The sequence below is a fragment of the Shinella sp. BE166 genome, assembly GCF_051201095.1.
Classification (GTDB): Bacteria; Pseudomonadota; Alphaproteobacteria; order Rhizobiales; family Rhizobiaceae; genus Shinella; species Shinella lacus.
In genome coordinates, this window is record NZ_JBPEHL010000006.1 from 106,129 (window position 1) to 129,898 (window position 23,770).

Annotated in this window: 22 protein-coding genes; 16 read left to right on the top strand and 6 right to left on the bottom strand. The window is 63.9% G+C overall.

All coding sequences use genetic code 11. From position 1 onward, the window contains the following. Positions 1 to 10 precede the first annotated feature (10 nt). Positions 11 to 163: a cbb3-type cytochrome c oxidase subunit 3 gene (locus tag J2Y63_RS16885; RefSeq protein ID WP_435267027.1), complete on the top strand. Its 153-nt coding sequence runs from the start codon at positions 11 to 13 to the stop codon at positions 161 to 163. Between the two features lie 2 nt (positions 164 to 165). Next, positions 166 to 1,029, top strand: coding sequence for a cytochrome-c oxidase, cbb3-type subunit III (gene ccoP / locus J2Y63_RS16890; protein WP_435267028.1), 864 nt, complete (start codon positions 166 to 168; stop codon positions 1,027 to 1,029). A 42-nt stretch (positions 1,030 to 1,071) separates the two neighbouring features. On the opposite strand, the gene J2Y63_RS16895 is transcribed toward ccoP, so the two are convergent. The 4 genes from J2Y63_RS16895 to J2Y63_RS16910 form a co-directional block, all read right to left on the bottom strand. Continuing rightward, positions 1,072 to 1,809 carry a GGDEF domain-containing protein gene (locus tag J2Y63_RS16895; RefSeq protein WP_435267029.1) on the bottom strand — a complete coding sequence of 246 codons (738 nt, stop codon included), beginning with the start codon at positions 1,807 to 1,809 and terminating at the stop codon, positions 1,072 to 1,074. A gap of 118 nt (positions 1,810 to 1,927) precedes the next feature. Further along, positions 1,928 to 2,284, bottom strand: coding sequence for a VOC family protein (locus J2Y63_RS16900; RefSeq protein ID WP_435267030.1), 357 nt, complete (start codon positions 2,282 to 2,284; stop codon positions 1,928 to 1,930). Continuing rightward, a complete protein-coding gene (locus J2Y63_RS16905) occupies positions 2,281 to 2,694 on the bottom strand; it encodes an SRPBCC family protein (protein ID WP_435267031.1) in 414 nt (137 codons plus the stop codon). The genes J2Y63_RS16900 and J2Y63_RS16905 overlap by 4 nt, the downstream gene beginning before the upstream one ends. Positions 2,695 to 2,758: 64 nt before the next feature. Continuing rightward, a complete protein-coding gene (locus J2Y63_RS16910) occupies positions 2,759 to 3,514 on the bottom strand; it encodes a helix-turn-helix domain-containing protein (RefSeq protein WP_435267032.1) in 756 nt (251 codons plus the stop codon). A gap of 120 nt (positions 3,515 to 3,634) precedes the next feature. Between J2Y63_RS16910 and ccoG the strand changes: the two genes are divergently transcribed. The 6 genes from ccoG to J2Y63_RS16940 all read left to right on the top strand — a co-directional run bounded on the left by ccoG (position 3,635) and on the right by J2Y63_RS16940 (position 10,910). Further along, complete coding sequence (ccoG, locus tag J2Y63_RS16915; RefSeq protein WP_435267033.1) at positions 3,635 to 5,206, top strand: cytochrome c oxidase accessory protein CcoG; 1,572 nt, start codon at positions 3,635 to 3,637, stop codon at positions 5,204 to 5,206. Next, complete coding sequence (locus J2Y63_RS16920; RefSeq protein WP_435267034.1) at positions 5,206 to 5,700, top strand: FixH family protein; 495 nt, start codon at positions 5,206 to 5,208, stop codon at positions 5,698 to 5,700. The genes ccoG and J2Y63_RS16920 overlap by 1 nt, the downstream gene beginning before the upstream one ends. Further along, positions 5,697 to 7,985 (top strand): cation-translocating P-type ATPase, encoded by a 2,289-nt coding sequence (locus J2Y63_RS16925; protein WP_435267035.1) that lies wholly within the window; start codon positions 5,697 to 5,699, stop codon positions 7,983 to 7,985. Before J2Y63_RS16920 ends, J2Y63_RS16925 begins: the two co-directional genes overlap by 4 nt. Continuing rightward, positions 7,982 to 8,137, top strand: a complete 156-nt coding sequence (gene ccoS / locus J2Y63_RS16930; protein WP_256115522.1) for a cbb3-type cytochrome oxidase assembly protein CcoS — start codon at positions 7,982 to 7,984, stop codon at positions 8,135 to 8,137. The genes J2Y63_RS16925 and ccoS overlap by 4 nt, the downstream gene beginning before the upstream one ends. A gap of 168 nt (positions 8,138 to 8,305) precedes the next feature. Further along, positions 8,306 to 9,736, top strand: coding sequence for an NADP-dependent phosphogluconate dehydrogenase (gndA, locus tag J2Y63_RS16935; RefSeq protein ID WP_435267036.1), 1,431 nt, complete (start codon positions 8,306 to 8,308; stop codon positions 9,734 to 9,736). A gap of 187 nt (positions 9,737 to 9,923) precedes the next feature. Further along, on the top strand, positions 9,924 to 10,910 hold the full coding sequence (locus J2Y63_RS16940) for a class I SAM-dependent methyltransferase (RefSeq protein ID WP_435267204.1): 987 nt from the start codon (positions 9,924 to 9,926) through the stop codon (positions 10,908 to 10,910). Positions 10,911 to 10,920: 10 nt separating this feature from the next. Here the strand turns inward: J2Y63_RS16940 and J2Y63_RS16945 are convergent, their stop codons facing one another. After that, complete coding sequence (locus tag J2Y63_RS16945; RefSeq protein ID WP_435267037.1) at positions 10,921 to 11,946, bottom strand: LacI family transcriptional regulator; 1,026 nt, start codon at positions 11,944 to 11,946, stop codon at positions 10,921 to 10,923. A gap of 436 nt (positions 11,947 to 12,382) precedes the next feature. Here J2Y63_RS16945 and J2Y63_RS16950 point away from each other — a divergent pair, with 436 nt between their 5' ends. From J2Y63_RS16950 to mgrA, 8 genes are all read left to right on the top strand, one after another. Beyond that, positions 12,383 to 13,618, top strand: a complete 1,236-nt coding sequence (locus J2Y63_RS16950; RefSeq protein WP_435267038.1) for an ABC transporter substrate-binding protein — start codon at positions 12,383 to 12,385, stop codon at positions 13,616 to 13,618. A 77-nt stretch (positions 13,619 to 13,695) separates the two neighbouring features. Next, positions 13,696 to 14,598 carry a carbohydrate ABC transporter permease gene (locus J2Y63_RS16955; RefSeq protein WP_435267039.1) on the top strand — a complete coding sequence of 301 codons (903 nt, stop codon included), beginning with the start codon at positions 13,696 to 13,698 and terminating at the stop codon, positions 14,596 to 14,598. A gap of 52 nt (positions 14,599 to 14,650) precedes the next feature. Then, positions 14,651 to 15,529, top strand: coding sequence for a carbohydrate ABC transporter permease (locus J2Y63_RS16960; RefSeq protein WP_435267205.1), 879 nt, complete (start codon positions 14,651 to 14,653; stop codon positions 15,527 to 15,529). Positions 15,530 to 15,532: 3 nt separating this feature from the next. Next, positions 15,533 to 16,621: an ABC transporter ATP-binding protein gene (locus tag J2Y63_RS16965; RefSeq protein ID WP_435267040.1), complete on the top strand. Its 1,089-nt coding sequence runs from the start codon at positions 15,533 to 15,535 to the stop codon at positions 16,619 to 16,621. A 114-nt stretch (positions 16,622 to 16,735) separates the two neighbouring features. After that, positions 16,736 to 19,195 carry a beta-mannosidase gene (locus J2Y63_RS16970; protein ID WP_435267041.1) on the top strand — a complete coding sequence of 820 codons (2,460 nt, stop codon included), beginning with the start codon at positions 16,736 to 16,738 and terminating at the stop codon, positions 19,193 to 19,195. 15 nt (positions 19,196 to 19,210) lie between these two features. Beyond that, a complete protein-coding gene (locus J2Y63_RS16975; protein ID WP_435267042.1) occupies positions 19,211 to 19,972 on the top strand; it encodes a sugar phosphate isomerase/epimerase family protein in 762 nt (253 codons plus the stop codon). 11 nt (positions 19,973 to 19,983) lie between these two features. Then, positions 19,984 to 21,117 carry a Gfo/Idh/MocA family protein gene (locus J2Y63_RS16980; protein ID WP_435267043.1) on the top strand — a complete coding sequence of 378 codons (1,134 nt, stop codon included), beginning with the start codon at positions 19,984 to 19,986 and terminating at the stop codon, positions 21,115 to 21,117. Between the two features lie 278 nt (positions 21,118 to 21,395). After that, positions 21,396 to 22,427, top strand: a complete 1,032-nt coding sequence (gene mgrA / locus J2Y63_RS16985) for an L-glyceraldehyde 3-phosphate reductase (RefSeq protein WP_435267044.1) — start codon at positions 21,396 to 21,398, stop codon at positions 22,425 to 22,427. Between the two features lie 14 nt (positions 22,428 to 22,441). On the opposite strand, the gene zigA is transcribed toward mgrA, so the two are convergent. Continuing rightward, on the bottom strand, positions 22,442 to 23,647 hold the full coding sequence (gene zigA, locus J2Y63_RS16990) for a zinc metallochaperone GTPase ZigA (protein ID WP_435267045.1): 1,206 nt from the start codon (positions 23,645 to 23,647) through the stop codon (positions 22,442 to 22,444). Between the last annotated feature and the right edge of the window lie 123 nt (positions 23,648 to 23,770).

Here is a 23,770-nt window from a genome sequence, read left to right on the forward strand (position 1 = left end):
GGAGGCTGCCATGGAAACCTATACCGCCATGCGCCACTTCGCCGATAGCTGGGGCCTCGTCGCCATGACGCTGTTCTTCCTCGCCGTCGTCGTCTTCACCCTTCGCCCCGGCGCCCGCAAGGCCGCCGAACGGGCCGCCGAAATCCCCCTCAAGGAGGACTGATCATGGCCGAGAAACACATTGACGAAATCTCGGGCGTCGAAACCACCGGCCATGAATGGGACGGTATTCGCGAACTGAACAACCCCATGCCGCGTTGGTGGGTCTGGACGTTCTACGCCACGATCCTCTGGGCGATCGGCTATACGATCGCTTTCCCGGCCTGGCCGCTGATCTCCGACACGACCAAGGGCATGCTGGGATGGTCGAGCCGCGCCAACATCGCGACGGAACTGGCGAGCGCCAAGGAAGCCCAGGCGGGCTTCGTCGACCGCATCGCAAAATCGTCCTTGCAGGAGATCCTGGCCGATCCGCAGCTCTCGCAATTCGCGATTGCCGGCGGCGCCTCCGCTTTCAAGGTCAACTGTGCCCAGTGCCACGGCTCGGGTGCGGCGGGTGCGGCCGGCTTCCCGAACCTAAACGACGACGACTGGGTCTGGGGCGGCACGGTGGACGACATCTACCAGACGATCGCCCACGGCATCCGCCATCCGGGTGACGACGACACCCGCATCTCGGAAATGCCGGCCTATGGCGACATCCTCCAGCCCGACGAGATCAAGCAGGTCGCGGCCTATGTCGTCAGCCTGACGGGCACGCCGTCGGATGCGAGCCTGGTTGCGCCCGGCCAGCAGATCTTCGCCGACAACTGCGCCGCCTGCCACGGTGATGACGCGAAGGGCAACCGCGAGATGGGCGCACCCGACCTTGCCGACGCCATCTGGCTGAAGGGCGAGGGCGAAGCCGCCATCGCCGCGCAGGTCAAGTCGCCGAAACACGGTGTCATGCCTGCTTGGCTGCCCCGCCTCGGTGACCCCGCCGTCAAGCAGCTCGCCGTCTTCGTGCATTCGCTGGGCGGCGGCGAGTAAGCGCCACAAACAGAAAGGCCGCGGTGTCCGCGGCCTTTTTCTTCAGGCGACGACCATGTTCCGGCCCATGGATTTGGCGCGGTAGAGGTTGCGGTCGGAGGCGGCCAGCGCCTCGACTGGATCGAAACGCGGCGCGCAATGCAAGGCGCCGATGCTGATGCCGAGCGCGATCCGCACGCCTAAGGCGGTGCGCAGGTCGATGGTTTCCACCGCCTCGCGGATCGCTTGGGAACGATCGAGCATGCGCTCCGGCGAGGCCGCGTGCAGGAAGACGGCGAACTCCTCGCCGCCGAGCCTGCCGACCAGATCGTCTTCCGCGACGAGCCGGGACAGCAGGGCACCGATGCGGATGAGCGCCTCGTCGCCGGCCGCATGGCCGAAACGGTCATTAACCGACTTGAAATGATCCACGTCGAGGAAGAGCAGGCCGCCATGCGCGCCGGCGCGGCTGCGTTCATCGAGGGCGGCCATGAAGGTCGCGCGGGTGAAGACGCCGGTCAGGGCATCGCGCTGCGCCTGATATTGCAGGCGGGCATAGGCGTCGGCGAGTTCGTCCTTCGCCTGCGCCAGCGCGGCATTGGCCGAGCGCACCTTTTCCGCCAGGTAGAAATGCACCAGCGAAGCCGGGATGGAGATGGCGATCGGGCAGACGATCGTCATGACGAGGCCGGCGCCCGCCACTTCGCCACCCATCATAGGAACGAAGGCGAAGCTGATCATCAGCGATGCCAGCGTGGAGAGCACGCCCACCGCCAATGCCTTGCCCAGGATTTTGTACATGAGGAGCCCGCGCCAATTGTTGATCGCGGGCTTGTCACTAGGAGCGTCTGATTGAAAAAGCCTGAATTGCTTCGATAAAAGTCTTCCGGGCGATCACATTGACGTAAGGGAAGGCACTCTAGCGGTCGGACCAGACCGCAAGCTCATAGCCATCCGGATCGGTGAACTGGAAACGCCGGCCGCCGGGAAAGTCGAAGATCGGCTTGACGATCGTGCCGCGTGCCTTTTCCACGCGGCCGAAGATGGCCTCCAGATCATCCGCGAAGAGAATGACCAGCGGCCCGCCACTGGCATGGACCGGCGCCGTCGTCGTGAAGCCGCCGGTGAGGCGGCCGTCCTGAAATTCGCAATATTGCGGGCCGTAGTCGGTGAAGGTCCAGCCGAAGGCGTCGCCATAGAAGGCCTTGCTCCGGGCGATATCCGCGACGTTGAACTCGATATAGTCGATCTTGCGATCCGCGCCCCTGCTGTTCATCGCGGCGTCTCCTGTTCCATGAGTTTTGCGAGTGCTTCGAGGTCGCGCGTCACATGTGCTGCGTCCGATTCGAAGGCTGCGTCGTCCATATCCGGCTGCCGCAGCAGCGTGAACATCACCTCGCATCCATCGCCATTCGGCACGATGCGCAGCGCGTTTTCCACCACAAGGCCGTTAGGGAGCGTCACCGTGTGGTCGACCACGCCAAAATCGTTCGGCGGTGCAAAGCGTACGCGTACATTGCCGATCGGCCCGCCATCGGCGATCCACTCCTCGCCGTCGCGCGTCAGGCCGGAGGCGAGGCCGGATGCCCAGAGCGGCATGTTTTCCGGCTTGGCGGCAAAGGCATAGACGGCGCGCCAGTCGCGCTGAATGCTCAGGTGGATGATGCGGGCGGGCATGGTCGTCATCGGTAGTCTCCTTTGGCGCGAACCATATGCGATCGGCGAGCGAAGTCTTGAACGAAACGGACAGTCAGCCGCGCATCTGCCGCAGGATTTCGCCCGGCGTCAGGCTGGTCAGCGCCAGCACGTCGCGGTTCATATGCGCCTGGTCGGCAAAGCCGGAATCGGCGGCAAGCCCGGCCAGCGATGTTTCCGGGGTTTCAATCCAGCCGAGCAGCTTTTGCAGCCGCAGGATGCGGGCGAGCGTCTTCGGGCCATAGCCGAATTCCGCCACGCTCAGCCGCCGCAAGGTGCGTTCCGTCACGCCGATTTCGGCGGCGATCGATTCTGCCGGCAATCGCGTGCTCAGCGCGTGAAGCGCCGCGGCATCGGGCCGCATGGCGGGCAGGTCCCGCATCTCCGAGGCGAAAACCGCTTGCAGCAGGCGGAGCCTTTTCAGCGGCTCGCCGGCCGCGAGCAGTCGTTCATGATGCTCGCTCAATCCGCCCGGGCGGATATCGTCGAAGGGCACGACCTGGCCGGTCAGGGCATCGAGATCGCAGCGCAGGAGGTGGCGCGCAATGCCCGGCCGGAAGCGCAGGCCCAGGATCGTTTCACCCGACCGCAGCCTTGGAAAGGCGGCTGTCCGGTCCGGCCCAGCGATGAGGAAGCTGTGTTCCGTCCACAGCAGATCGACGCAGCCATCCGGCACGACGGCGACGCGCGGGGCCGGTTTTCCCTCCGGCGCCCGGTGCATCCAGGCGCAACGAAGCACGGCCGAAAGCGCGCCCGCGGCGGCATATTCGCGGTAGTCGCCGTAGCGTTTCGCCAGGATCGTGTCCGTCATCGCGTCCTTTCTGTGCGGCAACCCGCCACGCCATGCCACGCCGCAAACTTGACTTACATCAACGATGGCGGCGGTTGTTGGCGTCATTGTGGTGGCACAACGACAGGTGCCGCAGAAGCCATGCAACAGAATACCACCACGATCTACAATTCCGTCGAGCGCCACGACGCGGAACCCGTCAATTCGGCGAAGGTGCGCAAGCCGCTTTACGAAAAGCGCAAGAAGATCTTCCCGAAGCGCGCGGAGGGGCGCTTCCGGCAGTTCAAATGGCTGGTCATGCTGGTGACGCTCGGCATTTACTACTTGACGCCGTGGATCCGCTGGGACCGCGGCCCGCATGCGCCGGACCAGGCCGTGCTCGTCGATCTCGCCGGCCGGCGCTTCTACGTTTTCTTCATCGAGATCTGGCCGCAGGAATTCTTCTTCGTGGCGGGGCTGCTCGTCATGGCGGGCTTCGGGCTCTTCCTCGTCACCTCCGCCGTCGGGCGGGCCTGGTGCGGTTATGCCTGTCCGCAGACCGTCTGGGTCGATCTCTTCCTCGTCGTGGAACGGGCAATCGAAGGGGACCGCAATGCGCGCATCAAGCTCGATGCCGGGCCGTGGACACTGGACAAGGTCTGGAAGCGCCTCAGCAAACATGCCATCTGGCTGGTCATCGCGGTCGCGACGGGCGGCGCGTGGATCTTCTATTTCGCCGATGCGCCGACCCTGCTCGTCAATTTCGCGACGCTTCAGGCGCCGCCCGTCGCCTACATGACCGTCGCCATCCTGGCGGCCACCACCTACATTTTCGGCGGGCTGATGCGCGAGCAGGTCTGCACTTACATGTGTCCCTGGCCGCGCATCCAGGCGGCGATGCTCGATGAAAGCTCGCTGGTCGTCACCTACAACGACTGGCGCGGCGAGCCGCGCACGCGCCATGCCAAGAAGGCGATCGCGGCCGGCGAGAGCGTCGGCGACTGCGTCGATTGCAACGCCTGCGTCGTCGTCTGTCCCATGGGCATCGACATCCGCGACGGCCAGCAGATGGAGTGCATCACCTGCGCGCTCTGCATCGATGCCTGCGACAACGTGATGGACAAGCTCGGCCGGGAACGCGGCCTGATCGCCTATGCCACGCTGTCGGACTATTCGAGCAACATGGCGCTCGCCACCGCGGGCGGCACGACGGCGATCGATCCCAGGCGGGTACGCGACGCCAAAGGGCGGTTCAGCGACAAGATCCGCCATTTCGACTGGCGCATCATCTTTCGCCCCCGCACGCTGCTCTATTTCGGAATCTGGTCGCTCGCCGGCCTCGCGCTGGTCTTCGCGCTGCTGTCGCGCGACCGGCTGGATCTCAACGTCATCCACGACCGCAATCCGCAATTCGTGCTCGAATCGGACGGCTCGGTGCGCAACGGCTATGCCGTGAAACTGCTCAACATGATCCCCGAGCCGCGCGTCATCACCGTATCGATCGAGGGCATGCCGGGCGCCACCATGAAGGTCGCGGGCCATGACAGCGCCGATAGCAGGAGCGTCGATATCCCCGCCGATCCGGACAAGGTCACGGCCGTCCGGGTCTTCGTAACGCTGCCGAAGGATCGCCTCGCGGAGGCGGCCAATGGGTTCCGCATCATCGCCGAGGACCGGCAGGGCCACGAACGCGACGTCTATTCCGCCAATTTCAACACGCCGGGAGCGAAATGATGGCACCGCAACACAAGCAAGGTTTCGTCTTCACCGGCTGGCACATGCTCGGCGTCATGGTGCTGTTCTTCGGCACCATCATCACCGTCAACCTGATCATGGCCTGGAACGCCTCGCATAGCTGGAGTGGCCTCGTCGTGCCGAACACATATGTCGCCAGCCAGCAGTTCAATGGAAAGGTGGCGGAAGCCAAGGCGCTTGCGGCAAGCGGCATCGAGGGCAGCCTGGCGATCGAGGGCAACCGCATCACCTACAAGGTCCTCGATTCCAAGGGTGCGCCGATCGTCGCCGACGACGTCCTGGCCGTCTTCAAGCGGCCGGTCGATGAACGCAAGGACTTTTCGGTCGATCTTCAGCCGGGCGGGCAGGGGCTTTTCGTGGCGGAATATGCCGTGCCGGCCGGCCAATGGATCGTCGATATCAGCACGAAGCGGGACGGCGCGAAGGTCTTCCATCAGACGCTCCGCACTGTTGCCGGAGGGGGCGTGCAATGAGCTGCTGCGCACCCGGCACGGAAGGCGCCGTCGAGGCGGCGCGTGCGGCTTTGCCGTCCTCGGAGGAGTTGTTGCTCGCCAGCCGCCCGGTCGGCGAGGGGCTGCGCCAGAGCGATCTCAGCGTGCCCGGCGTGTTTTGCGGCGCCTGCATCACGACCATCGAGGGCGCGCTGAATGCGCTGCCGGAAGTGGAGCGCGCGCGCGTCAACCTGTCCACGCGCCGTGTTTCCGTGGTCTGGAAAGAGGAGGTCGAGGGGCGGCGGACCGATCCGCAAGCGATCGCCGCCGCGATCAAGGCTACCGGCTATGATGCGCATCTCTTCTCGCTTGCCGCCGAGGGCGATGACCACCTGCGCAACCAGCTGATCCGCGCCGTCGCCGTCGCCGGCTTCGCCGCGACGAACATCATGCTGCTCTCGGTCTCCGTCTGGTCGGGGGCGGAAGCCGCGACGCGCGATCTGTTCCACTGGATTTCCGCCTTCATCGCCGGCCCGACGCTGATCTATGCCGGCCGCTTCTTCTATCAGTCGGCGTGGAAGGCGCTGCGCCACGGCCGCACCAACATGGATGTGCCGATCGCGCTCGCCATCACGCTCTCCTACGTGGTCTCGCTGTGGGAAACGCTGCACAGCGCGGAACATGCCTGGTTCGATGCAACGGTGAGCCTGCTGTTCTTCCTGCTCATCGGCCGCACGCTCGACCATGTCATGCGCGACCGTGCGCGCTCGGCGATCACCGGGCTGGCGCGTCTCTCGCCGCGCGGTGCCATGGTTGTGCGGGCGGATGGCACACGCGACTATCGGCCGGTCGAGGAGATCGCCATCGGCAAACATCTTTCGATTGCCGCCGGCGAGCGCATCCCCGTCGATTGCCGCGTGCTGTCCGGTGCCAGCGATGTCGACCGCTCGATCGTCAACGGCGAGAGCGATCCGCTCGCCGCCACGCCCGGCACGCGGCTTGAAGCCGGCGCGATGAACCTCACGGGCTCGCTCACCGTCGAGGCGGTCGCCACGGCGCGCAATTCGTTCCTGTCGGAGGTCATCGGCCTCATGGAGGCCGCCGAAGGGGGCAGGGCGCGTTATCGCCGCATCGCGGATCGTGCGGCGCAGATCTATTCCCCGGCGGTGCATCTGCTCGCACTCACCGCCTTCCTTGGCTGGGGCCTTTACGATGGCGACTGGAAACACGCCATGCTCGTCGCCATTGCGGTGCTGATCATCACCTGCCCCTGCGCGCTTGGCCTTGCGGTGCCCGTCGTGCAGGTCGTCGCGGCGGGCCGGCTCTTTGCCGGTGGCGTCATGGTGAAGGACGGTTCGGCCATGGAGCGCCTCGCGGAAATCGACACCGCCGTCTTCGACAAGACCGGCACGCTGACGCTCGGCAAGCCGCGCCTCGTCGACCGTGACAAGGTCAACCGCAGCCATCTGGCGCTTGCCGCCGCGCTCGCCGCCCATTCACGCCATCCGCTTTCGATGGCGCTCGCGGGTGTCAATGCCGGCCCGATTCCCGTTATTGACGGGGTAACGGAGGTTGCCGGCGGCGGTCTGGAAGCCACGACACCACAGGGCCTGCTCCGCCTCGGCAACCGCGCCTTCGCCTGCGGCAAGGCGATGACGGGCGTGGAGGAACATGGACTATCCGAGGTCGTGCTGTCGCGCGACGGCGCGGAGCTCGAAACCTTCCTCTTCGAGGATGCCTTGCGCGCCGGTGCCGCCGAGACCATTCACGTCCTGAAGCGGGGCGGAATCGAGATGGCCATCCTCTCGGGCGACCGCACGCCCGCCGTCGCCCGCATTGCCGATGTGCTCGGCGTCGGCCGGTGGCGTGCCGCCCTTTCGCCGCGGGAAAAGACGCAAGCCGTGGCCGAACGCGCGGCCGATGGCCACCGCGTGCTGATGGTCGGCGACGGCATCAACGATGCGCCGGCGCTGGCTGCCGCCCACGTCTCCATGGCGCCCGCGACGGCGGCGGATGTCGGCCGGCAGGCGGCGGATTTCGTCTTCCTGCACGAAAGCCTTGAGGCCGTGCCTTTCGCCCTTGAAACTGCCCGCCGCGCCGGCCGTCTGATCCGGCAGAATTTCGCGCTCGCCATCGGTTACAATGTCATTGCCGTACCGGTCGCGATTCTTGGCCATGCCACGCCGCTGATCGCCGCCATCGCCATGTCCACGTCGTCGATCATCGTGGTGGTGAACTCGCTGCGGCTGCGCGGAAAGATGCCGGCCTTCGCGGCACGGGCGGCCGGCGAGGCGCGCCCGGCCGAGCCCATGGTGCAAGCCGCATGAACACGCTGGTCTTCCTCATTCCCATCGCGCTCTTCCTCGGCGGGCTCGGCCTTGCCGCCTTTCTCTGGTCGCTGAAGAGCGGGCAATACGATGACGTGGAGGGCGCCGCCTGGCGTGTTCTCGACGACGGCGACGACCGGCCTGCGGGCTAGTTTCAACTGGTTCTAAAAGCGTTGCTTCACCAAACATTTGCTTGTCGTAAATCGATTTGAATGCCAAAACACGTCGGCTGGAGCGGAGCTCCAAAATCTCTTTCTGCGCGGCGTTTCCGGCTGGGTCCGGACCAATCCCACGCCGCGCCATCCTACGGAGGTATGAACGTGGCACAGGCGGAAATCGGGCTTATCGGCCTCGGTGTGATGGGGTCGAACCTCGCGCTCAACATTGCCGAAAAGGGCAACAAGATCGCGGTTTTCAACCGCACGGTGGCGCGCACGAAGGAATTCTACGAGGAGGCCGGCGACCTCCAGGGCCAGATCGTGCCTTGCGACACGATCGAGGAATTTGTCGCCGCCATTCGCCCGCCGCGCCCGATCATCATCATGATCCAGGCGGGTGCCGCGGTCGACCAGCAGATGGAGCTGCTGCGCCCCTACCTCGAAAAGAACGACATCATGATCGATGCCGGCAACGCGAATTTTCGCGATACGATGCGCCGCTTCGATGCGCTGAAGGATTCTGGCCTCACCTTCATCGGCATGGGCGTTTCCGGCGGTGAAGAGGGCGCGCGCCACGGCCCGTCCATCATGGTCGGCGGCACGGAAGATTCGTGGAAGCGCGTCGAGAAGGTGCTGACCTCGATTGCCGCAAAGTACAACGACGACCCGTGCGTCGCCTGGCTCGGCGAAAACGGCGCCGGCCATTTCGTGAAGACCATCCACAACGGCATCGAATATGCCGACATGCAGATGATCGCTGAAATCTACGGCATCCTGCGCGACGGCCTGAAGATGAGTGCGCCCGAGATTGCCGACGTCTTTGCCGCGTGGAACAAGGGCCGCCTCGAATCCTACCTCATCGAGATTTCGGCAAAGGTGCTGGCCGCCAAGGACCCGATCAGCGGCAACCCGATCGTCGACATGATCCTCGACAAGGCCGGCCAGAAGGGCACCGGCAAGTGGTCCGCCATCGAGGCGCAGAACATGGGCGTGCCGGCAACCGGCATCGAGGCCGCCGTCGCCGCCCGCTCCATCTCCTCGTTCAAGACCGAGCGTGAAGCCGCCGAAAAAATCCTCGGCCTGCCGGATGTGCCTGCGCTCACCGTCGCCGACAAGGCCGCCTTCCTCAAGGACCTCGAAAGCGCGCTGCTCGCCGGCAAGATCGGCGCCTATGCGCAGGGTTTTGCGGTGATGTCCGCCGCCTCGAAGGAATATAGCTGGAACCTGCCGATGCCGACGATCGCCAAGATCTGGCGCGCCGGCTGCATCATCCGCTCGCAGTTCCTTGACGAGATCACCAGCGCCTTCACCAAGGCACCGGATGCCGCCAACCTCATCGTCACCCCGGCCTTCGCGACGATGGTCAAGGACACCGACGGCGCCCTGCGCCGCGTCGTCTCCGCCGCCGCTCTCCATGGCCTGCCGGCGCCCGCACTCGCCTCCGCCCTCGGCTACTTCGACAGCTACCGCCGGGGCCGCGGCACGGCAAACGTCATCCAAGCCCAGCGCGACTTCTTCGGCGCCCACGGCTTCGACCGCACCGACGGCGCGGACAGCCATCACGGCCCATGGGGCAGTGGCCTCAACGGCTGATTTCGAGCCTGTTCAAAGAACCGCCCGCGAAAGAACCTTCGCGGGCGGTTTTTCTTTGGCGGTTCAGAACGGTCGGTATTTGCCGTCTGTTTGAACTCGCCCTATCATCTCTATGCCTAGGAAGCTAAATGATTGCGCGACAAATACAGGTTGTGTAGAACGTGTAAAAATCAACTGAGTGACCTTCATGTTCCCAGAATTTCAGTCTTTTCTCGCCAACCGTCGTCAAGAGATTGCTCATAACGAGCAGGGGGAATTCAGAGAGACCTCGGAGCCGGATACCTCTCTGGCAAGCGCCAAGATCATGGAACAGCTTGGCATTGCCCGGCAACCCGGCATCACGGCGCATGATCAATTGAGCAAATGGCTGCTCGCAGCGAGTCAGGCAGAGCGCGAGGAGGCCGGTCTCGGTTTACCAATTCCAGCATCGCCGGTCCATTTCATACCGGGCCAATACAATATCTACTACGACTTCAAGAACACCGACATCGCGCTTGATGAATTGCAGAAGGCAGGAGTCGATATCAAGGGCACGTTGCTCGACTTTGGCTGTAGTTCCGGCCGCAATCTCGCGGTGCTTCAGAAAGCTTTTGGCGAGCAGTTGGAACTGTTCGGTGTCGATCCCGCCACGGCGTCCATCGAATGGGTCAACAAGCATATTCCCGGGGTCGTCGCGAAGGTAAGCCAGCAGGAGCCACCGCTACCCTTTGATGATGGCATGTTCGATCTCATCATTGCGAAGAGCATTTGGACGCACTTTTCGGAGGCGGCCGGCAAACGATGGTTTTCCGAAATGCGGCGCGTCATGAAGAAGGGCGGTCATTTTCTCTTCTCGGTGCACGGACCGCACGACATTGCATCCCGTATCATCAAGGACGTCCCGCTGCCGAAGTACGAGCGTTTCGCCGGTCATGAGAAGTGGACCCGGGACACATTCCTGCTAGATCTCGTGAAGACCTACGAGCGCGACGGCTTCTATTTTCAGCCATTCAAGCAGGTCGGCAACCAAGGCGATCTGAGATTGATCGAGGATGCCGTCACGGACGATTGGGGGCTCACGTTCATATCGCCCGAATATCTGCGTTCGATGTTGCCCGACGACATTTCGATCATACAGCGCTCGATCGGCCGCACCGGCAACCGGCATGATGTCTACGTCGTGAGGCGCGACTAGCCTCCCGTCATCATTCGGTCGGGATCGGATAGCTCAGCGTCTGGAGCTCGGCCGGTGGTTTGCCTTCGATGCGGGCGATCACGGCTTTTGCCAGTTCGCGGCCGGCGAGGCGGATGTCCTCGCGCATGGTCACGACCTCGGGCCGCAGCCATTGCAGCAGCATGTGCGATTCCTTGGAGACGAGGTCGATGTCGTGGCCGAGCTTGCGGCCGCTCGCCTCCAGCGCTGCGACCAGCGCCACCGCACCGGAGCCGCTGCCCGAGACGATGCCATCCGGCGCGTCCGGGCCGTCGAGCATCGTCTCGGCCGCTTTGCGGATGTCGACGAGGCTGGTGTCGAGGTTCACCTGGCTGAACGGCAGCGCAGTCGCGCCGAAATCGCGAATGCCCTTTTCGAAACCGGCGCGCATGTGGAGGTAGAAGGTCAGGTATGGCGGGGGTTGCAGCAGCACGAGCCGCTTGCGCCCGCGCTCCACGAGTTTTCGCACCGCCTCGTAGGCGAAGCGCTCATTGTCGAAGTCGTGGTAGGGGTGGGTCAGCCCCATTTCCGTGCGGCCATGGGTGGCGAAGGGAAAGTTGCGCTCCATCATCAGCGCGACGCGCGGGTCCTTCGGCTCGGTGCGCGAGATGATCACGCCATCCGCCGCACCCGTCTCCAGCACGTAGCGCACGGGATCCAGAGCATTGCCCTGCGCACGGTAGGGCGTCACCACGAGATGGTACTGCGTGGTCGCGAGGATTTCCGAGATGCCGATGACCATCGGGCTCGACAGGCCCATGATCTCCTCTTCCAGGCTGAGGATCAGGCTGATGACATTGGTCTTGCCGGTGCGAAGCCGCACGCCCGCGCGGTTCGGCTGATAGCCGATCTGGCGGGCGACGAGGCGCACACGCTCCTTCGTCTCGGCGCTGATATCGGGCGCATCCTTGAGCGCGCGTGACACGGTGGTGATGCCGAGGCCGGTCATGAAGGCGATCGTCTTCAGCGTCGGCCGTTCGTTCGGTGGCGGAAGCGCTGTCGCCTGGCCCTCGCTCATCGTCTGTCCATCCCCTGCCTGCCACGCCTGTGCCCCGTGGGCCGGTTATACATTTTTTAACCCGCCCCGCCACTCCTTACCGGGAGTGCCTGTAAAACTGTAACGATACAGGTCTTTTGTCGAGCGGATTTTTTCGACGGGCTGCCGGCAACCCGCGCTTGAGTCCGCGTTGCGCCGCAAAGCGATAATTTATGCGGTTGCGAAATTGCGTTCCTGGGCAGAGTCTTTATTTTCGGAATTAGTTAAATAAAAACCGATAGTTGATCTGGCCTTGATGCTTTGCGATGCGGCGGTTTGTGCAGAGCAAAATGATGCTCTTCGGAGTCAAAAATCCCTGCTTCACAAGAAACCTTGTTTTTGTGATCGCTGCCCGGTTGCGCGATTAAATCGATTGGGTTACGTTTTTACTGCAACGTTTCAGTGAGGGAGGAGACTCATGAAAATCCGTTCTTTGGCTGCCATGCTGGCAGCGACCGTGATCCTGCCGTTCGCCGCAGCCCATGCGACCGATCTGGAAGTGACCCATTGGTGGACGTCCGGCGGGGAAGCCGCGGCGGTCGCCGAATTCGCCAAGGCCTTCGATGCCACGGGCAATAAATGGGTCGATGGCGCCATCGCCGGCGCCGGCGGCACGGCCCGTCCGATCATGGTGAGCCGCATCACCGGCGGCGACCCGATGGCCGCAACGCAGTTCAACCATGGCCGCCAGGCCGAGGAGCTGGTGGAAGCCGGCCTGATGCGTGACCTGACCGACGTCGCGACGCGCGAGAACTGGAAGGACATCATCAAGCCGGCGGGCCTGCTCGACAGCTGCACGATCGACGGCAAGATCTATTGCGTGCCCGTCAACATCCATTCCTGGCAGTGGCTGTGGCTGTCCAATGGCGCTTTCGAGGCGGCTGGCGTCGCCGTTCCGAAGAACTGGGACGAGTTCGTCGCGGCCGGGCCGGCGCTTGAGAAGGCCGGCATCGTTCCGCTCGCCGTCGGCGGCCAGGCATGGCAGGCGGCCGGCGCCTTCGACGTGCTGATGCTGGCGCTCGGCGGCAAGGACACCTTCTACAAGGTCTACAAGGACAAGGACGCCGAGGTGGCGGCCGGTGCGGATGTCGCCAAAGTCTTCAAGGCGGCCGACGACGCTCGCCGCCTGTCGAAGGGCACGAATGTGCAGGACTGGAACCAGGCGACCAACATGGTGATCACCGGCAAGGCCGGCGGGCAGATCATGGGCGACTGGGCGCAGGGCGAGTTCGCGCTTGCGGGCAAGGTTGCCGGCAAGGATTATTCCTGCCTTCCGGGCCTTGGCGTGAACGAGGTGATCGCGACGGGTGGCGATGCCTTCTATTTCCCGGTCCTTGAGGACGAGGAGAAATCGAAGGCGCAGGAGGTGCTCGCCTCCACGCTCGTCAGCCCGACGGCGCAGGTCGCCTTCAACCTGAAGAAGGGCTCGCTGCCGGTGCGCGGCGACGTCGATCTCGCCGCCGCCAACGACTGCATGAAGAAGGGTCTCGACATCCTTGCCAAGGGCAATGTGGTCGAATGGGTCGACCAGCTGCTTTCGGCCGACAGCCAGAAACAGAAGGAAGACCTCTTCTCCGAATTCTTCGCCAATGCATCGATGACGCCGGAAGACGCCCAGAAGCGTTTTGCCGACATCATCGCTTCGGCGGATTGACCAGGGTCGCGTGATGCCGGCGCCTGCTGTTGGCAGGCGTCGTTCACCCCTGATCGAAGACCAAGGAGGAGTGACCCATGACGGGCCAGGTACACACCGGTCGACCCAGTAAATTGCTGCGCAATCTCAGTGCCAAGATTGCTTCCATTCCCATGGTGCTCACCGCCGTCGTCATCTTTCTCGGCGGCACCGTGTGGACGGTCGTCTATTCGTTCACAAATTCGAAGCTGCTGCCGCGGGCGAATTTCGTCGGCCTCGACCAGTACGAGCGCCTGTGGGATGCGCCGCGCTGGATCATGTCGATCCAGAATCTCGCGATCTACGGCGTCCTGACGCTCATCTTCAGCTTGGTGATGGGCTTTCTGCTCGCCGCGCTGATGGACCAGAAGATCCGCTTCGAAAACACTTTTCGTACGATCTTCCTCTATCCCTTCGCGCTGTCCTTCATCGTCACCGGCCTCGTCTGGCAGTGGATTTTGAACCCGGAATTCGGCGTGCAATCGGTCGTGCGTTCGCTCGGTTGGGAGACGTTTGCGTTCGATCCGCTCTATAATTCCGACATCGTCATCTATGGCGTGCTGATCGCCGGCTTGTGGCAGGGCACGGGGCTCGTCATGTGCCTGCTGCTCGCGGGTCTTCGCGGCATCGACGAGGATATCTGGAAGGCGTCGCGCGTCGACGGCATCCCGATGTGGAAGACCTATCTCTTCATCATTATCCCGATGATGCGCCCGGTCTTCATCACCACGCTCGTCATCATCGCGAGCGGCATCGTCAAGGTCTACGACCTCGTGGTGGCACAGACGAGCGGCGGCCCGGGTATCTCGTCGGAAGTGCCGGCAAAATACGTCTACGACTACATGTTCCAGGCGCAGAACCTGGGGCAGGGCTTTGCCGCCTCCACCATGATGCTCGTCACGGTCGCCATCATCATCGTGCCCTGGGCCTATCTCGAATTCGGAGGGCGCAAGCGTGTCTGACAGCGTTGTTCTCAAGGCCGGCCCGGCGCTTGCCGCCGCCACCAAGGCCGGTATCGAACCCTATGGGGCAAAACCCCGCCGCGTGCTCTCGGGCCGCAACATCATGCTCTACGGCACGCTCACCCTTGCAGCGCTCTATTACCTGCTGCCGCTCTACGTGATGGTCGTCACGTCGATGAAGGGCATGCCGGAAATCCGCCTGGGCAATATCTTTTCGCCGCCGCTGGAAATCACCTTCGAACCCTGGGCGAAGGCCTGGGCGAGCGCCTGCACCGGCCTCAACTGCGACGGCCTCTCGCGCGGCTTCTGGAATTCGGTGCGCATCACTATCCCGTCGACGCTGATCTCGATCCTCGTCGCCTCGGTCAACGGCTATGCGCTCGCCAACTGGAAGTTCAAGGGCGCGGATGTCTTCTTCACCATCCTCATCGTCGGCGCCTTCATTCCCTATCAGGTGATGATCTACCCAATCGTCATCGTGCTGCGCGAAATGGGCATCTACGGCACGCTGACCGGCCTCGTCATCGTGCACACGATCTTCGGCATGCCGATCCTGACGCTGCTCTTCCGCAACTATTTCTCGTCGCTGCCGGAGGAGCTGTTCAAGGCGGCGCGTATCGACGGCGCCGGGTTCTGGCAGATCTATTTCCGCATCATGCTGCCCATGTCGCTGCCGATCTTCGTCGTGGCGATGATCCTGCAGATCACCGGCATCTGGAACGACTTCCTCTTCGGCGTCGTGTTCACCCGGCCGGAATATTACCCGATGACCGTGCAGCTCAACAACATCGTCAACTCCGTCCAGGGGGTGAAAGAATACAACGTCAACATGGCCGCAACGCTGCTTACCGGCGCGGTTCCGCTCATCGTTTATTTCGTGTCGGGACGGCTCTTCGTCCGCGGCATCGCCGCCGGCGCAGTCAAGGGTTAAGCCATGCAGAAATCAGTCTCCATCAAGGACCTGTCTTTGAGTTTTGGCGCGGTCAACGTGCTGGAAAACCTCAATCTCGATATCGGCGACGGCGAGTTCCTCGTGCTGCTTGGCTCGTCAGGCTGCGGGAAATCGACCCTGCTCAACTGCATCGCCGGCCTGCTGGAGCCGACCGGCGGGCAGATCTTCATCAAGAACAAGAACGTCACCTGGGAGGAGCCGAAGGACCGCGGCATCGGCATGGTGTTCCAGTCCTACGCGCTCTATCCGCAGATGACGGTGGAGAAGAACCTGTCCTTCGGCCTCCAGGTCGCCAAGATGCCGAAGCCGGAGATTGAGAAGCGCATCGCTCGCACCGCCGAAATCCTCCAGATCGGCCCGCTCCTCAAGCGCAAGCCCTCGGAGCTTTCCGGCGGCCAGCGCCAGCGCGTGGCGATCGGGCGTGCATTGGTGCGCGACGTCGATGTCTTCCTGTTCGACGAGCCGCTCTCCAACCTCGATGCGAAGCTGCGCTCGGAGCTGCGTGTCGAGATCAAGCGGCTGCACCAGTCGCTAAAGAACACGATGATCTACGTCACCCATGACCAGATCGAGGCCCTGACGCTCGCCGACCGCATCGCCATCATGAAGAGCGGCGTCATCCAGCAGCTTGCCGATCCGAACACGATCTACAACGAGCCGCGCAACATGTTCGTCGCCGGCTTCATCGGTTCGCCGTCGATGAATTTTCTGCGCGGCGAGATCGCGGAGCGGGGGGGCAAGCCGGTGTTCCTGGTGAACGGCGTCGACTTCTCGCTCGATGGCTACAAGGCGGGCGAGCCGCTCCGGCCGGGCCGCAAGGTCGTGCTCGGTGTACGGCCGGAGCATGTGAAGGTCAACGAGGAGGCCGCCGGTGTCGCGACCCATCAGGCGACGGTGGACATCGAGGAGCCGATGGGCGCCGACAACCTGCTCTGGCTGAAACATGCCGGCCACACGATGTCCGTCCGCGTCGGCGGGGCGCGGCGCTTTGCGCCGGGCACGGCGGTGACGCTGTCCTTCGACATGGGACTGGCGTCGCTGTTCGATGCGGGGACGGAGGAGCGAATCTAGGGCGTTGCGTTTGGTGCTCCCCCCTCTGGCCTGCCGGCCATCTCCCCCTCAAGTGGGAGATGGCCGGCAGGCCAGAGGGGGGAGCACCCCGAAGACAGACATTAGAGACACATGATGACCCAAGCATCCGACATCACCGCGATCGACCTTTCCGGCACCTGGCAACTCGCCAGCACCGGCGCCGTACACGCTGCCCCCATGCGTGTCCCCGGCGACGTGCATAGCGCGCTTCTGGCCGCCGGCCTCATCCCCGATCCCTATGCCGGCCGCAACGAGCGGGACGTGCAGTGGGTGGCGGAGAAGGACTGGGCGATCGAGCGCAGCTTCGACGCCGCGCCCGAAATGCTGGAGGGCGACTGGTATCTCGATATCGGCAGCATCGACACGGTCGCCTCCGTCTACGTCAACGGCGTGCTGGTGCAGGACACCGACAATTGCTTCCGCCGCTACCGGCCAGACGTAACCGATGCGTTGAAAGCCGGCGAGAACAGGCTGAAGGTGGTCATCCATTCAAGCATCGCCGCGGGTGCTGCCCGGCAGGCGGAGCAGCCGTTCTTCATTCCCTGGTCGACCGGCAATTCGCCGATCCCGAACGGCAACATGCTGCGCAAGCCGCAAAGCCATTTCGGCTGGGACTGGAACATCGCGATTGCGCCGCTCGGCATCTATGGCGAGATTGTTTTACGCAAGCTGGAAGTGGCGCGCATCGAGCATGTCACGACGCGGCAGTTCCATCATGCCGGTGGCGCCGTCGATCTCTACGTGACCACCACGTTCCATGCCGAGGAACCGGGCATCTTGCCGGTGCATTTCGCGCTCGGCGAGGAGCGCGTCCGCCTCGATATCGGCATCGGCGCCGGCGAGACGCAGCTCACCCACATGTTCCGCATCGAGAAGCCGGCACTCTGGTGGCCCGCGGGCCACGGCGAGCAGGCGCTCTATGGCGTGCGCGTCGAGACGCCCACCGAGACCGTGGTGCGCCGCGTCGGCCTGCGTCAGGTCGAGCTGATCACGGACAAGGATGAGGCCGGCAGCCGCTTCGCGCTGAAGGTCAACGGCCGCGAGATCTTCTGCCGCGGCGCCAACTGGATACCCGCCGACGCTCTACCGTCGCGTATCACGCCCGCCGGCGTGCGCGACCTCTTACAATCCGCCGTCGATGCCAACATGAACATGCTGCGCGTCTGGGGCGGCGGGTTCTACGAGCCGGACTGGTTCTACGACCTGTGCGACGAAATGGGCCTGATGGTCTGGCAGGACTTCATGTTCGCCTGCAACCTCTACCCCTCGACCATCGATTTCCTCGACAATGTCACCGCCGAGGTGGATTACCAGGTCAAGCGGCTCGCCTCTCATCCCTCCATCGTGCTCTGGTGCGGCGATAATGAACTGGTCGGCGCGCTCACCTGGTTCGACGTCAGCCGCGAGAACCGCGACCGTTACCTCGTCTCCTACGATCGCCTCAACCGCACCATCGAAGTGGCGATGAAGAAGGCCGCGCCCGGCGCCCTCTGGTGGCCGTCGAGCCCGGCGTCGGGCTATCTCGACTTCGGCGATGCCTGGCATGCCGACGGTTCCGGCGATATGCACTACTGGTCCGTCTGGCACGAGAATAAATCGTTCGACAATTACCGCACCGTGCGTCCGCGCTTCTGCTCGGAATTCGGCTTCCAGTCCTACACGTCCATGCCCGTCATGAGGACCTTCGCGGAGCCCAAGGACATGAACATCGCCTCGCCGGTGATGGAGAGCCACCAGAAGAATGCTGGCGGCAACGAGCGCATCGCGGGAACCATGTTCCGCTACTTCCGCTTCCCGAAGGATTTTGCGAGCTTCGTCTATCTGAGCCAGATCCAGCAGGGCCTCGCCATCCGCACCGCCGTCGAATACTGGCGCTCGCTGAAGCCCCATTGCATGGGCACGCTCTACTGGCAGCTCAACGACACCTGGCCGGTCGCCTCCTGGTCGAGCCTCGATTACGGCGGCAGCTGGAAGGCCATGCACTATATGGTGCGCCGCTTCTTCCAGCCCGTCGCGGTCGCCGCGATCCCGTCCAGGGACGGCGAGACCATCGGCTTCTCCGTCGTCAACGACACCGCGGAGCCGGTAACGGTGACGCTCGATACCTGGCTCGTTTCACTTTCTGGCGAGCGCCGGCCCTATCGCGGCGCTGAAGGCACATGCGGACCGGACAAGGCAGAAATGCTGTTCTCCGTCTTCGCCGCCGACCTGCCGGAAGACACGCTGCTCTTCTGGTCCTTCACGGCCTCGAACGGCATGACGGGCGAGGGGCATCACGTAGCGGTCAACTACAAGGCGCTCGATCTCGAAGCCTCCGGCCTGACGCTCGATGTCTCGCCGCGCGACGACGGCCGCTTCGCCGTCACCGCAGCGGCGAGCGGCCTTGCGCTGCACATCATGATCGAGGCGGACGTCGCCGGCCGCTGGTCCGACAATGCCTTCGACCTCACGGCCGGCGAACAGAAGACCGTGATCTTCACTCCGGCGACAAGCGGTTCGGCCCCACAATTCCACTGGCTCGATCTTCATTCCTGCCAGACCCATCAAGCCTAATACGAGGAGACATTCATGCAGACGGTCAGTTTCCAGCTCTACAGCGCCCGCAATTTCCAGCCCTTCGCCGAAGTGTTCCGCATTCTCGGCGATGCCGGCTACAAGGAAGTCGAGGGTTACAGCGCCCTCTATGCCGAGCTCGACGATGCCGCGATCCAGCGGGTGAAGGCCGATCTCGACCGCAACGGCCTCACCATGCCGACGGCCCATTTCAGCCTCGACATGCTGGAGGCGGAGCCCGGCCGCGTGCTGGAGATCTGCCGCACGCTCGGCATCGAGGCGGTCTATTGCCCCTATCTCCTGCCGGAGCACCGCCCGACGGACGCCGCGGGCTGGCGCGCCCTGGGGGAACGCCTGCAGGCGGCCGGCGAGCCGATCCGCAAGGCGGGGCTTACCTTCGGCTGGCACAACCACGATTTCGAGTTCTTCGCACTCGAAGACGGCACCGTGCCGCAGGATCACCTCTTTGCCGGCGGGCCGGACCTCACCTGGGAAGCGGATATCGCCTGGATCATCCGCGGCGGTGCCGATCCCTTCGCCTGGATCCAGAAATACGGCGACCGCATCACCGCCGTGCACGTCAAGGACATCGCGCCGAAGGGCGAGAATGCCGACGAGGACGGCTGGGCGGATGTCGGCCACGGCACCGTTGCCTGGACCGATCTCGCCAAGGCGCTCGCCGGCACGCCGGCCAAGCATTTCATCGTCGAGCATGACAATCCGAAGGACATTACCCGGCTTGCCACCCGCTCGATCGCCACCATCAAGGCATTCTGAGGACTGATCATATGATAAAGGAATACGGAGTCGGCATCATCGGCTGCGGCAACATTTCGGGCGCCTATTTCAAGCTGATCCCGACCTTCAGGAACCTGAAGCTCGTCGCCTGCGCCGATATCAACCCGGCCGCGTCCAAGGCGCGCTCGGAGGAGTTCGGTGTCCCGGCGCAGGAGATCGACGCACTCCTCGCCAATCCCGCCGTCGACGTCGTCGTCAACCTGACGGTGCCGGAGGCGCATTATCCGGTGTCGAAAAAGACGCTCGAAGCCGGCAAACATGTCTATTCGGAAAAGCCCTTCGTGCTGTCGCTCGAACAGGGCGAGGACCTGCGCCGCATCGCCGATGCCAAGGGCCTCAAGGTCGGTTCCGCGCCGGATACCTATCTCGGTGGCTCGCATCAATTCGTGCGCCACCTCATCGATAGCGGCAAGGTCGGCAAGATCATGTCCGGCACGGCGCATGTGCTGGGGCCTGGCATGGAGAGCTGGCATCCGAACCCGGATTTCTTCTTCGCGCCGGGCGGCGGGCCGATCCTCGACATGGGGCCGTATTACGTCAACAACCTCGTCAATCTCGTCGGGCCGGTGAAGCGCGTCGTGGCACTCGCCAACAGGGCGCGCGAGGAACGCATCATCGGAAATGGCCCGCGTCTGGGCGAGGCGTTGCCGGTGGTCGTCGCGACGAACATCCACGCCATCCTGGAATTCGTCAGCGGGGCGCAGATCTCGCTCATGTCGAGCTGGGATGTCTGGGCGCACCGCCATCAGAACATGGAGCTCTACGGCACCGACGGCGCCGTCTTCGTGCCGGACCCGAATTTCTTCGGCGGCACGGTGGAGGTGGCGGGCAACGACCGTGAGCCGAAGGAAGTGGAGGTCTGGGATCACCCGCTGACCGCGCAGAACTACCAGTTCGACTGGGGCACACAGGCCAACTACCGCGGCATCGGCCTTGCCGACATGATGGAAGCGGTGACGACCGGCCGCGACTATCGCTGCTCGCTCGACCGCTCACTGCACACGATCGACGTGCTGACGGCAATCCTGCGCTCGGCCGACGAGGGCAGGGCGGTGGACATCGTGACGACCTGCACGCAGCCGGAGGCGCTGGGTATTGAAGAGGCGCGGGCGTTGCTTCGGTAGACGGAGGTTTTTTGTCCGTCCCGCTTGCTCCCGTTGATCTCCCCCCTTGAGGGGGAGATGTCGCGAAGCGACAGAGGGGAGTGGCGACGGCGCGGCATAGTTGGGGCACCGGCGGCATTTGCCGAAACGTTACCCCCCTCTGCCCTGCCGGGCATCTCCCCCTCAAGGGGGGAGATCGATGGGGGCACCGTCTGGGGGAAATGGGGACCTTGCCTCTTGTGAACGCGCCCCGGCCAGGGGTACGACACACATCTCAATTCATGCAAAGGAACGTAACCATGGCCTGGCAGCCTGCGGACAACCGCTACGATACGATGACCTACAACCGCGTCGGGCGCTCCGGCCTCAAGCTGCCGGCGATTTCTCTGGGGTTGTGGCACAATTTCGGCGACGACACGCCGCATGACCGCAAGGTCGATATGTGCCGCACGGCCTTCGACCTCGGCATCACCCATTTCGACCTTGCCAACAATTACGGCCCGCCGGCCGGTACGGCGGAGACCGCCTTTGGCGAGATTCTGCGCACCGACTTCGCGCATCTGCGCGACGAGCTGATCATCTCCTCCAAGGCCGGCTACAATATGTGGCCGGGTCCCTATGGCGAGTGGGGCAGCCGCAAGTACCTGATCGCGTCGTGCGACCAGAGCCTGAAGCGCATGGGCCTCGACTATGTCGACATCTTCTATTCGCACCGCTTCGATCCCGATACACCGCTGGAGGAGACCTGCGGTGCGCTCGACCATATCGTGCGCTCCGGCCGCGCGCTTTACGTGGGCATCTCCTCCTACAATTCGCAGCGCACCCGCGAGGCGGCGGCGATCCTGAAGGCGCTCGGCACGCCCTGCATCATCCACCAGCCGAGCTATTCCATGCTCAACCGCTGGGTCGAGGACGATGGGTTGGTGGACACGCTGGAAGAGCTCGGCATCGGCTCGATCGTCTTCTCGCCGCTGGCCCAGGGCATGCTGACGACGAAATATCTCGGTGGCATTCCGGGCGACAGCCGCGCGGCGCTGAACCACTTTCTCAAGAAGGATTTCATCCGTCCCGAGATCATCGACAATATCCGCAAGCTCAACGAGATCGCCGAGCGGCGCGGCCAGACGCTGGCGCAGATGGCGCTTGCCTGGGTGCTGCGCGGCGGGCGCATCACCTCCGCGCTGATCGGCGCCAGCCGCTCGTCGCAGATCGTCGATTGCGTCAAGGCGCTGGAAAATCGAGATTTCACGGCCGAGGAACTGGCCGAGATCGACGTCCATGCCCGGGAGGCGGACGTCAATCTCTGGGCAAGGTCGGCCGAACGGGACTGAGCGCGGCCGCCTGATCAGCCGGCCTGCCGGAGCCACAACGGGAAGGGGTCCGGCAGGTTCGCCCAGCGCGCCGGCTCGAATGTTTCCGCCTCGACGAGACAGGCGTCGAGCCTGCGGCGAAGTGCGGCTTCGTCCATCGGGTCGGCGCCGATGAAGACGAGTTCCTGCCGGCGGTCGCCCCAGACCGGATCGCTGGCGCGGGCGATGCCCTCGCGTGCGGCCTGGTCCTGCGGCCAGTGCTGTGGCGGCACGGCAGCCCACCAGAGGCCGAGGCGGCCGCTGCGCACCAGGGCGCCCGCCTGGCTCATCTCGCCGACATGGTGCGGGCGTGTCGCCAGCCAGAAAAAGCCCTTGGCGCGGATGACGCCGGGCCAGCTTTCATCGAGGAAGGTCTTGAAGCGGGCCGGATGGAACGGTTTTTTCGCGCGGTAGACGAAGGAGCGGATGCCGTATTCCTCCGTCTCCGGCACATGGTCCTTGAAACCGTGCAGTTCCTTGAACCAGAGCGGATGTTCGCTTGCCTTCTCGAAATCGAAGCGGCCGGTGCCGAGGATGTCGGCAAGCTCGACGCGGCCGAAATCCGTCTCGATGACGCGGGCCGACGAATTGAGGCCGCCGACGATCTGGCGGGCGGCGAGCAGGGTGTCGAGTTTCGCCGCCCCGGCCTTGTTGAGCACGACGACATCGGCGAATTCGATCTGCTCGACCAGCAGTTCCACCAGCGTGCGCGTGTCGCCTTCGCCGGCCGTCTCGCCGCGCTGCGCCAGAAAATCCTGCGAGGCATAGTCCTTGAGCAGGTTTGCCGCATCGACGACCGTGACCATGGTATCGAGCCGCGCGACGTCGGACAGGCTACGGCCGTTCTCGTCGCGGAAATCGAAGGTGGTGGCGACGGGCAGCGGCTCGGAAATGCCGCTCGATTCGATCAGCAGGTAGTCGAAGCGGTTCATCTCGGCGAGGCGGCGCACCTCGTTCAGCAGGTCATCGCGCAGCGTGCAACAGATGCAGCCATTGGTCATCTCGACAAGCTGTTCGCCGGTGCGCGACAGGTCCGCCCCGCCATCGCGGATGAGGGCGGCGTCGATGTTGACCTCGCTCATGTCGTTGACGATGACCGCGACGCGCAGGCCGCTGCGGTTGGTGAGCACATGGTTGAGAAGCGTCGTCTTGCCGGCGCCGAGGAAGCCGGAAAGCACGGTGACGGGGAGGCGATTGTCCATGCGATTTGCCTTTTATGTTATACTATTACATTTGGTGCGCTGAAAAAGGCGGGGTGATCCCGCCTGGTTTTGTGTTTGTCGTTTGCCGACTCGCGAATGAAAGGCGGAACCGGCGGCCTTACT

Coding starts and splice junctions, on each gene's coding strand:
- J2Y63_RS16885 (WP_435267027.1), top strand. CDS start 11: ATGGAAACCTATACCGCCATGCGCCACTTCGCCGATAGCTGGGGCCTC.
- ccoP (WP_435267028.1), top strand. CDS start 166: ATGGCCGAGAAACACATTGACGAAATCTCGGGCGTCGAAACCACCGGC.
- J2Y63_RS16895 (WP_435267029.1), bottom strand. CDS start 1,809: ATGTACAAAATCCTGGGCAAGGCATTGGCGGTGGGCGTGCTCTCCACG.
- J2Y63_RS16900 (WP_435267030.1), bottom strand. CDS start 2,284: ATGAACAGCAGGGGCGCGGATCGCAAGATCGACTATATCGAGTTCAAC.
- J2Y63_RS16905 (WP_435267031.1), bottom strand. CDS start 2,694: ATGACGACCATGCCCGCCCGCATCATCCACCTGAGCATTCAGCGCGAC.
- J2Y63_RS16910 (WP_435267032.1), bottom strand. CDS start 3,514: ATGACGGACACGATCCTGGCGAAACGCTACGGCGACTACCGCGAATAT.
- ccoG (WP_435267033.1), top strand. CDS start 3,635: ATGCAACAGAATACCACCACGATCTACAATTCCGTCGAGCGCCACGAC.
- J2Y63_RS16920 (WP_435267034.1), top strand. CDS start 5,206: ATGGCACCGCAACACAAGCAAGGTTTCGTCTTCACCGGCTGGCACATG.
- J2Y63_RS16925 (WP_435267035.1), top strand. CDS start 5,697: ATGAGCTGCTGCGCACCCGGCACGGAAGGCGCCGTCGAGGCGGCGCGT.
- ccoS (WP_256115522.1), top strand. CDS start 7,982: ATGAACACGCTGGTCTTCCTCATTCCCATCGCGCTCTTCCTCGGCGGG.
- J2Y63_RS16940 (WP_435267204.1), top strand. CDS start 9,924: ATGTTCCCAGAATTTCAGTCTTTTCTCGCCAACCGTCGTCAAGAGATT.
- J2Y63_RS16945 (WP_435267037.1), bottom strand. CDS start 11,946: ATGAGCGAGGGCCAGGCGACAGCGCTTCCGCCACCGAACGAACGGCCG.
- J2Y63_RS16950 (WP_435267038.1), top strand. CDS start 12,383: ATGAAAATCCGTTCTTTGGCTGCCATGCTGGCAGCGACCGTGATCCTG.
- J2Y63_RS16955 (WP_435267039.1), top strand. CDS start 13,696: ATGACGGGCCAGGTACACACCGGTCGACCCAGTAAATTGCTGCGCAAT.
- J2Y63_RS16965 (WP_435267040.1), top strand. CDS start 15,533: ATGCAGAAATCAGTCTCCATCAAGGACCTGTCTTTGAGTTTTGGCGCG.
- J2Y63_RS16970 (WP_435267041.1), top strand. CDS start 16,736: ATGACCCAAGCATCCGACATCACCGCGATCGACCTTTCCGGCACCTGG.
- J2Y63_RS16975 (WP_435267042.1), top strand. CDS start 19,211: ATGCAGACGGTCAGTTTCCAGCTCTACAGCGCCCGCAATTTCCAGCCC.
- J2Y63_RS16980 (WP_435267043.1), top strand. CDS start 19,984: ATGATAAAGGAATACGGAGTCGGCATCATCGGCTGCGGCAACATTTCG.
- mgrA (WP_435267044.1), top strand. CDS start 21,396: ATGGCCTGGCAGCCTGCGGACAACCGCTACGATACGATGACCTACAAC.
- zigA (WP_435267045.1), bottom strand. CDS start 23,647: ATGGACAATCGCCTCCCCGTCACCGTGCTTTCCGGCTTCCTCGGCGCC.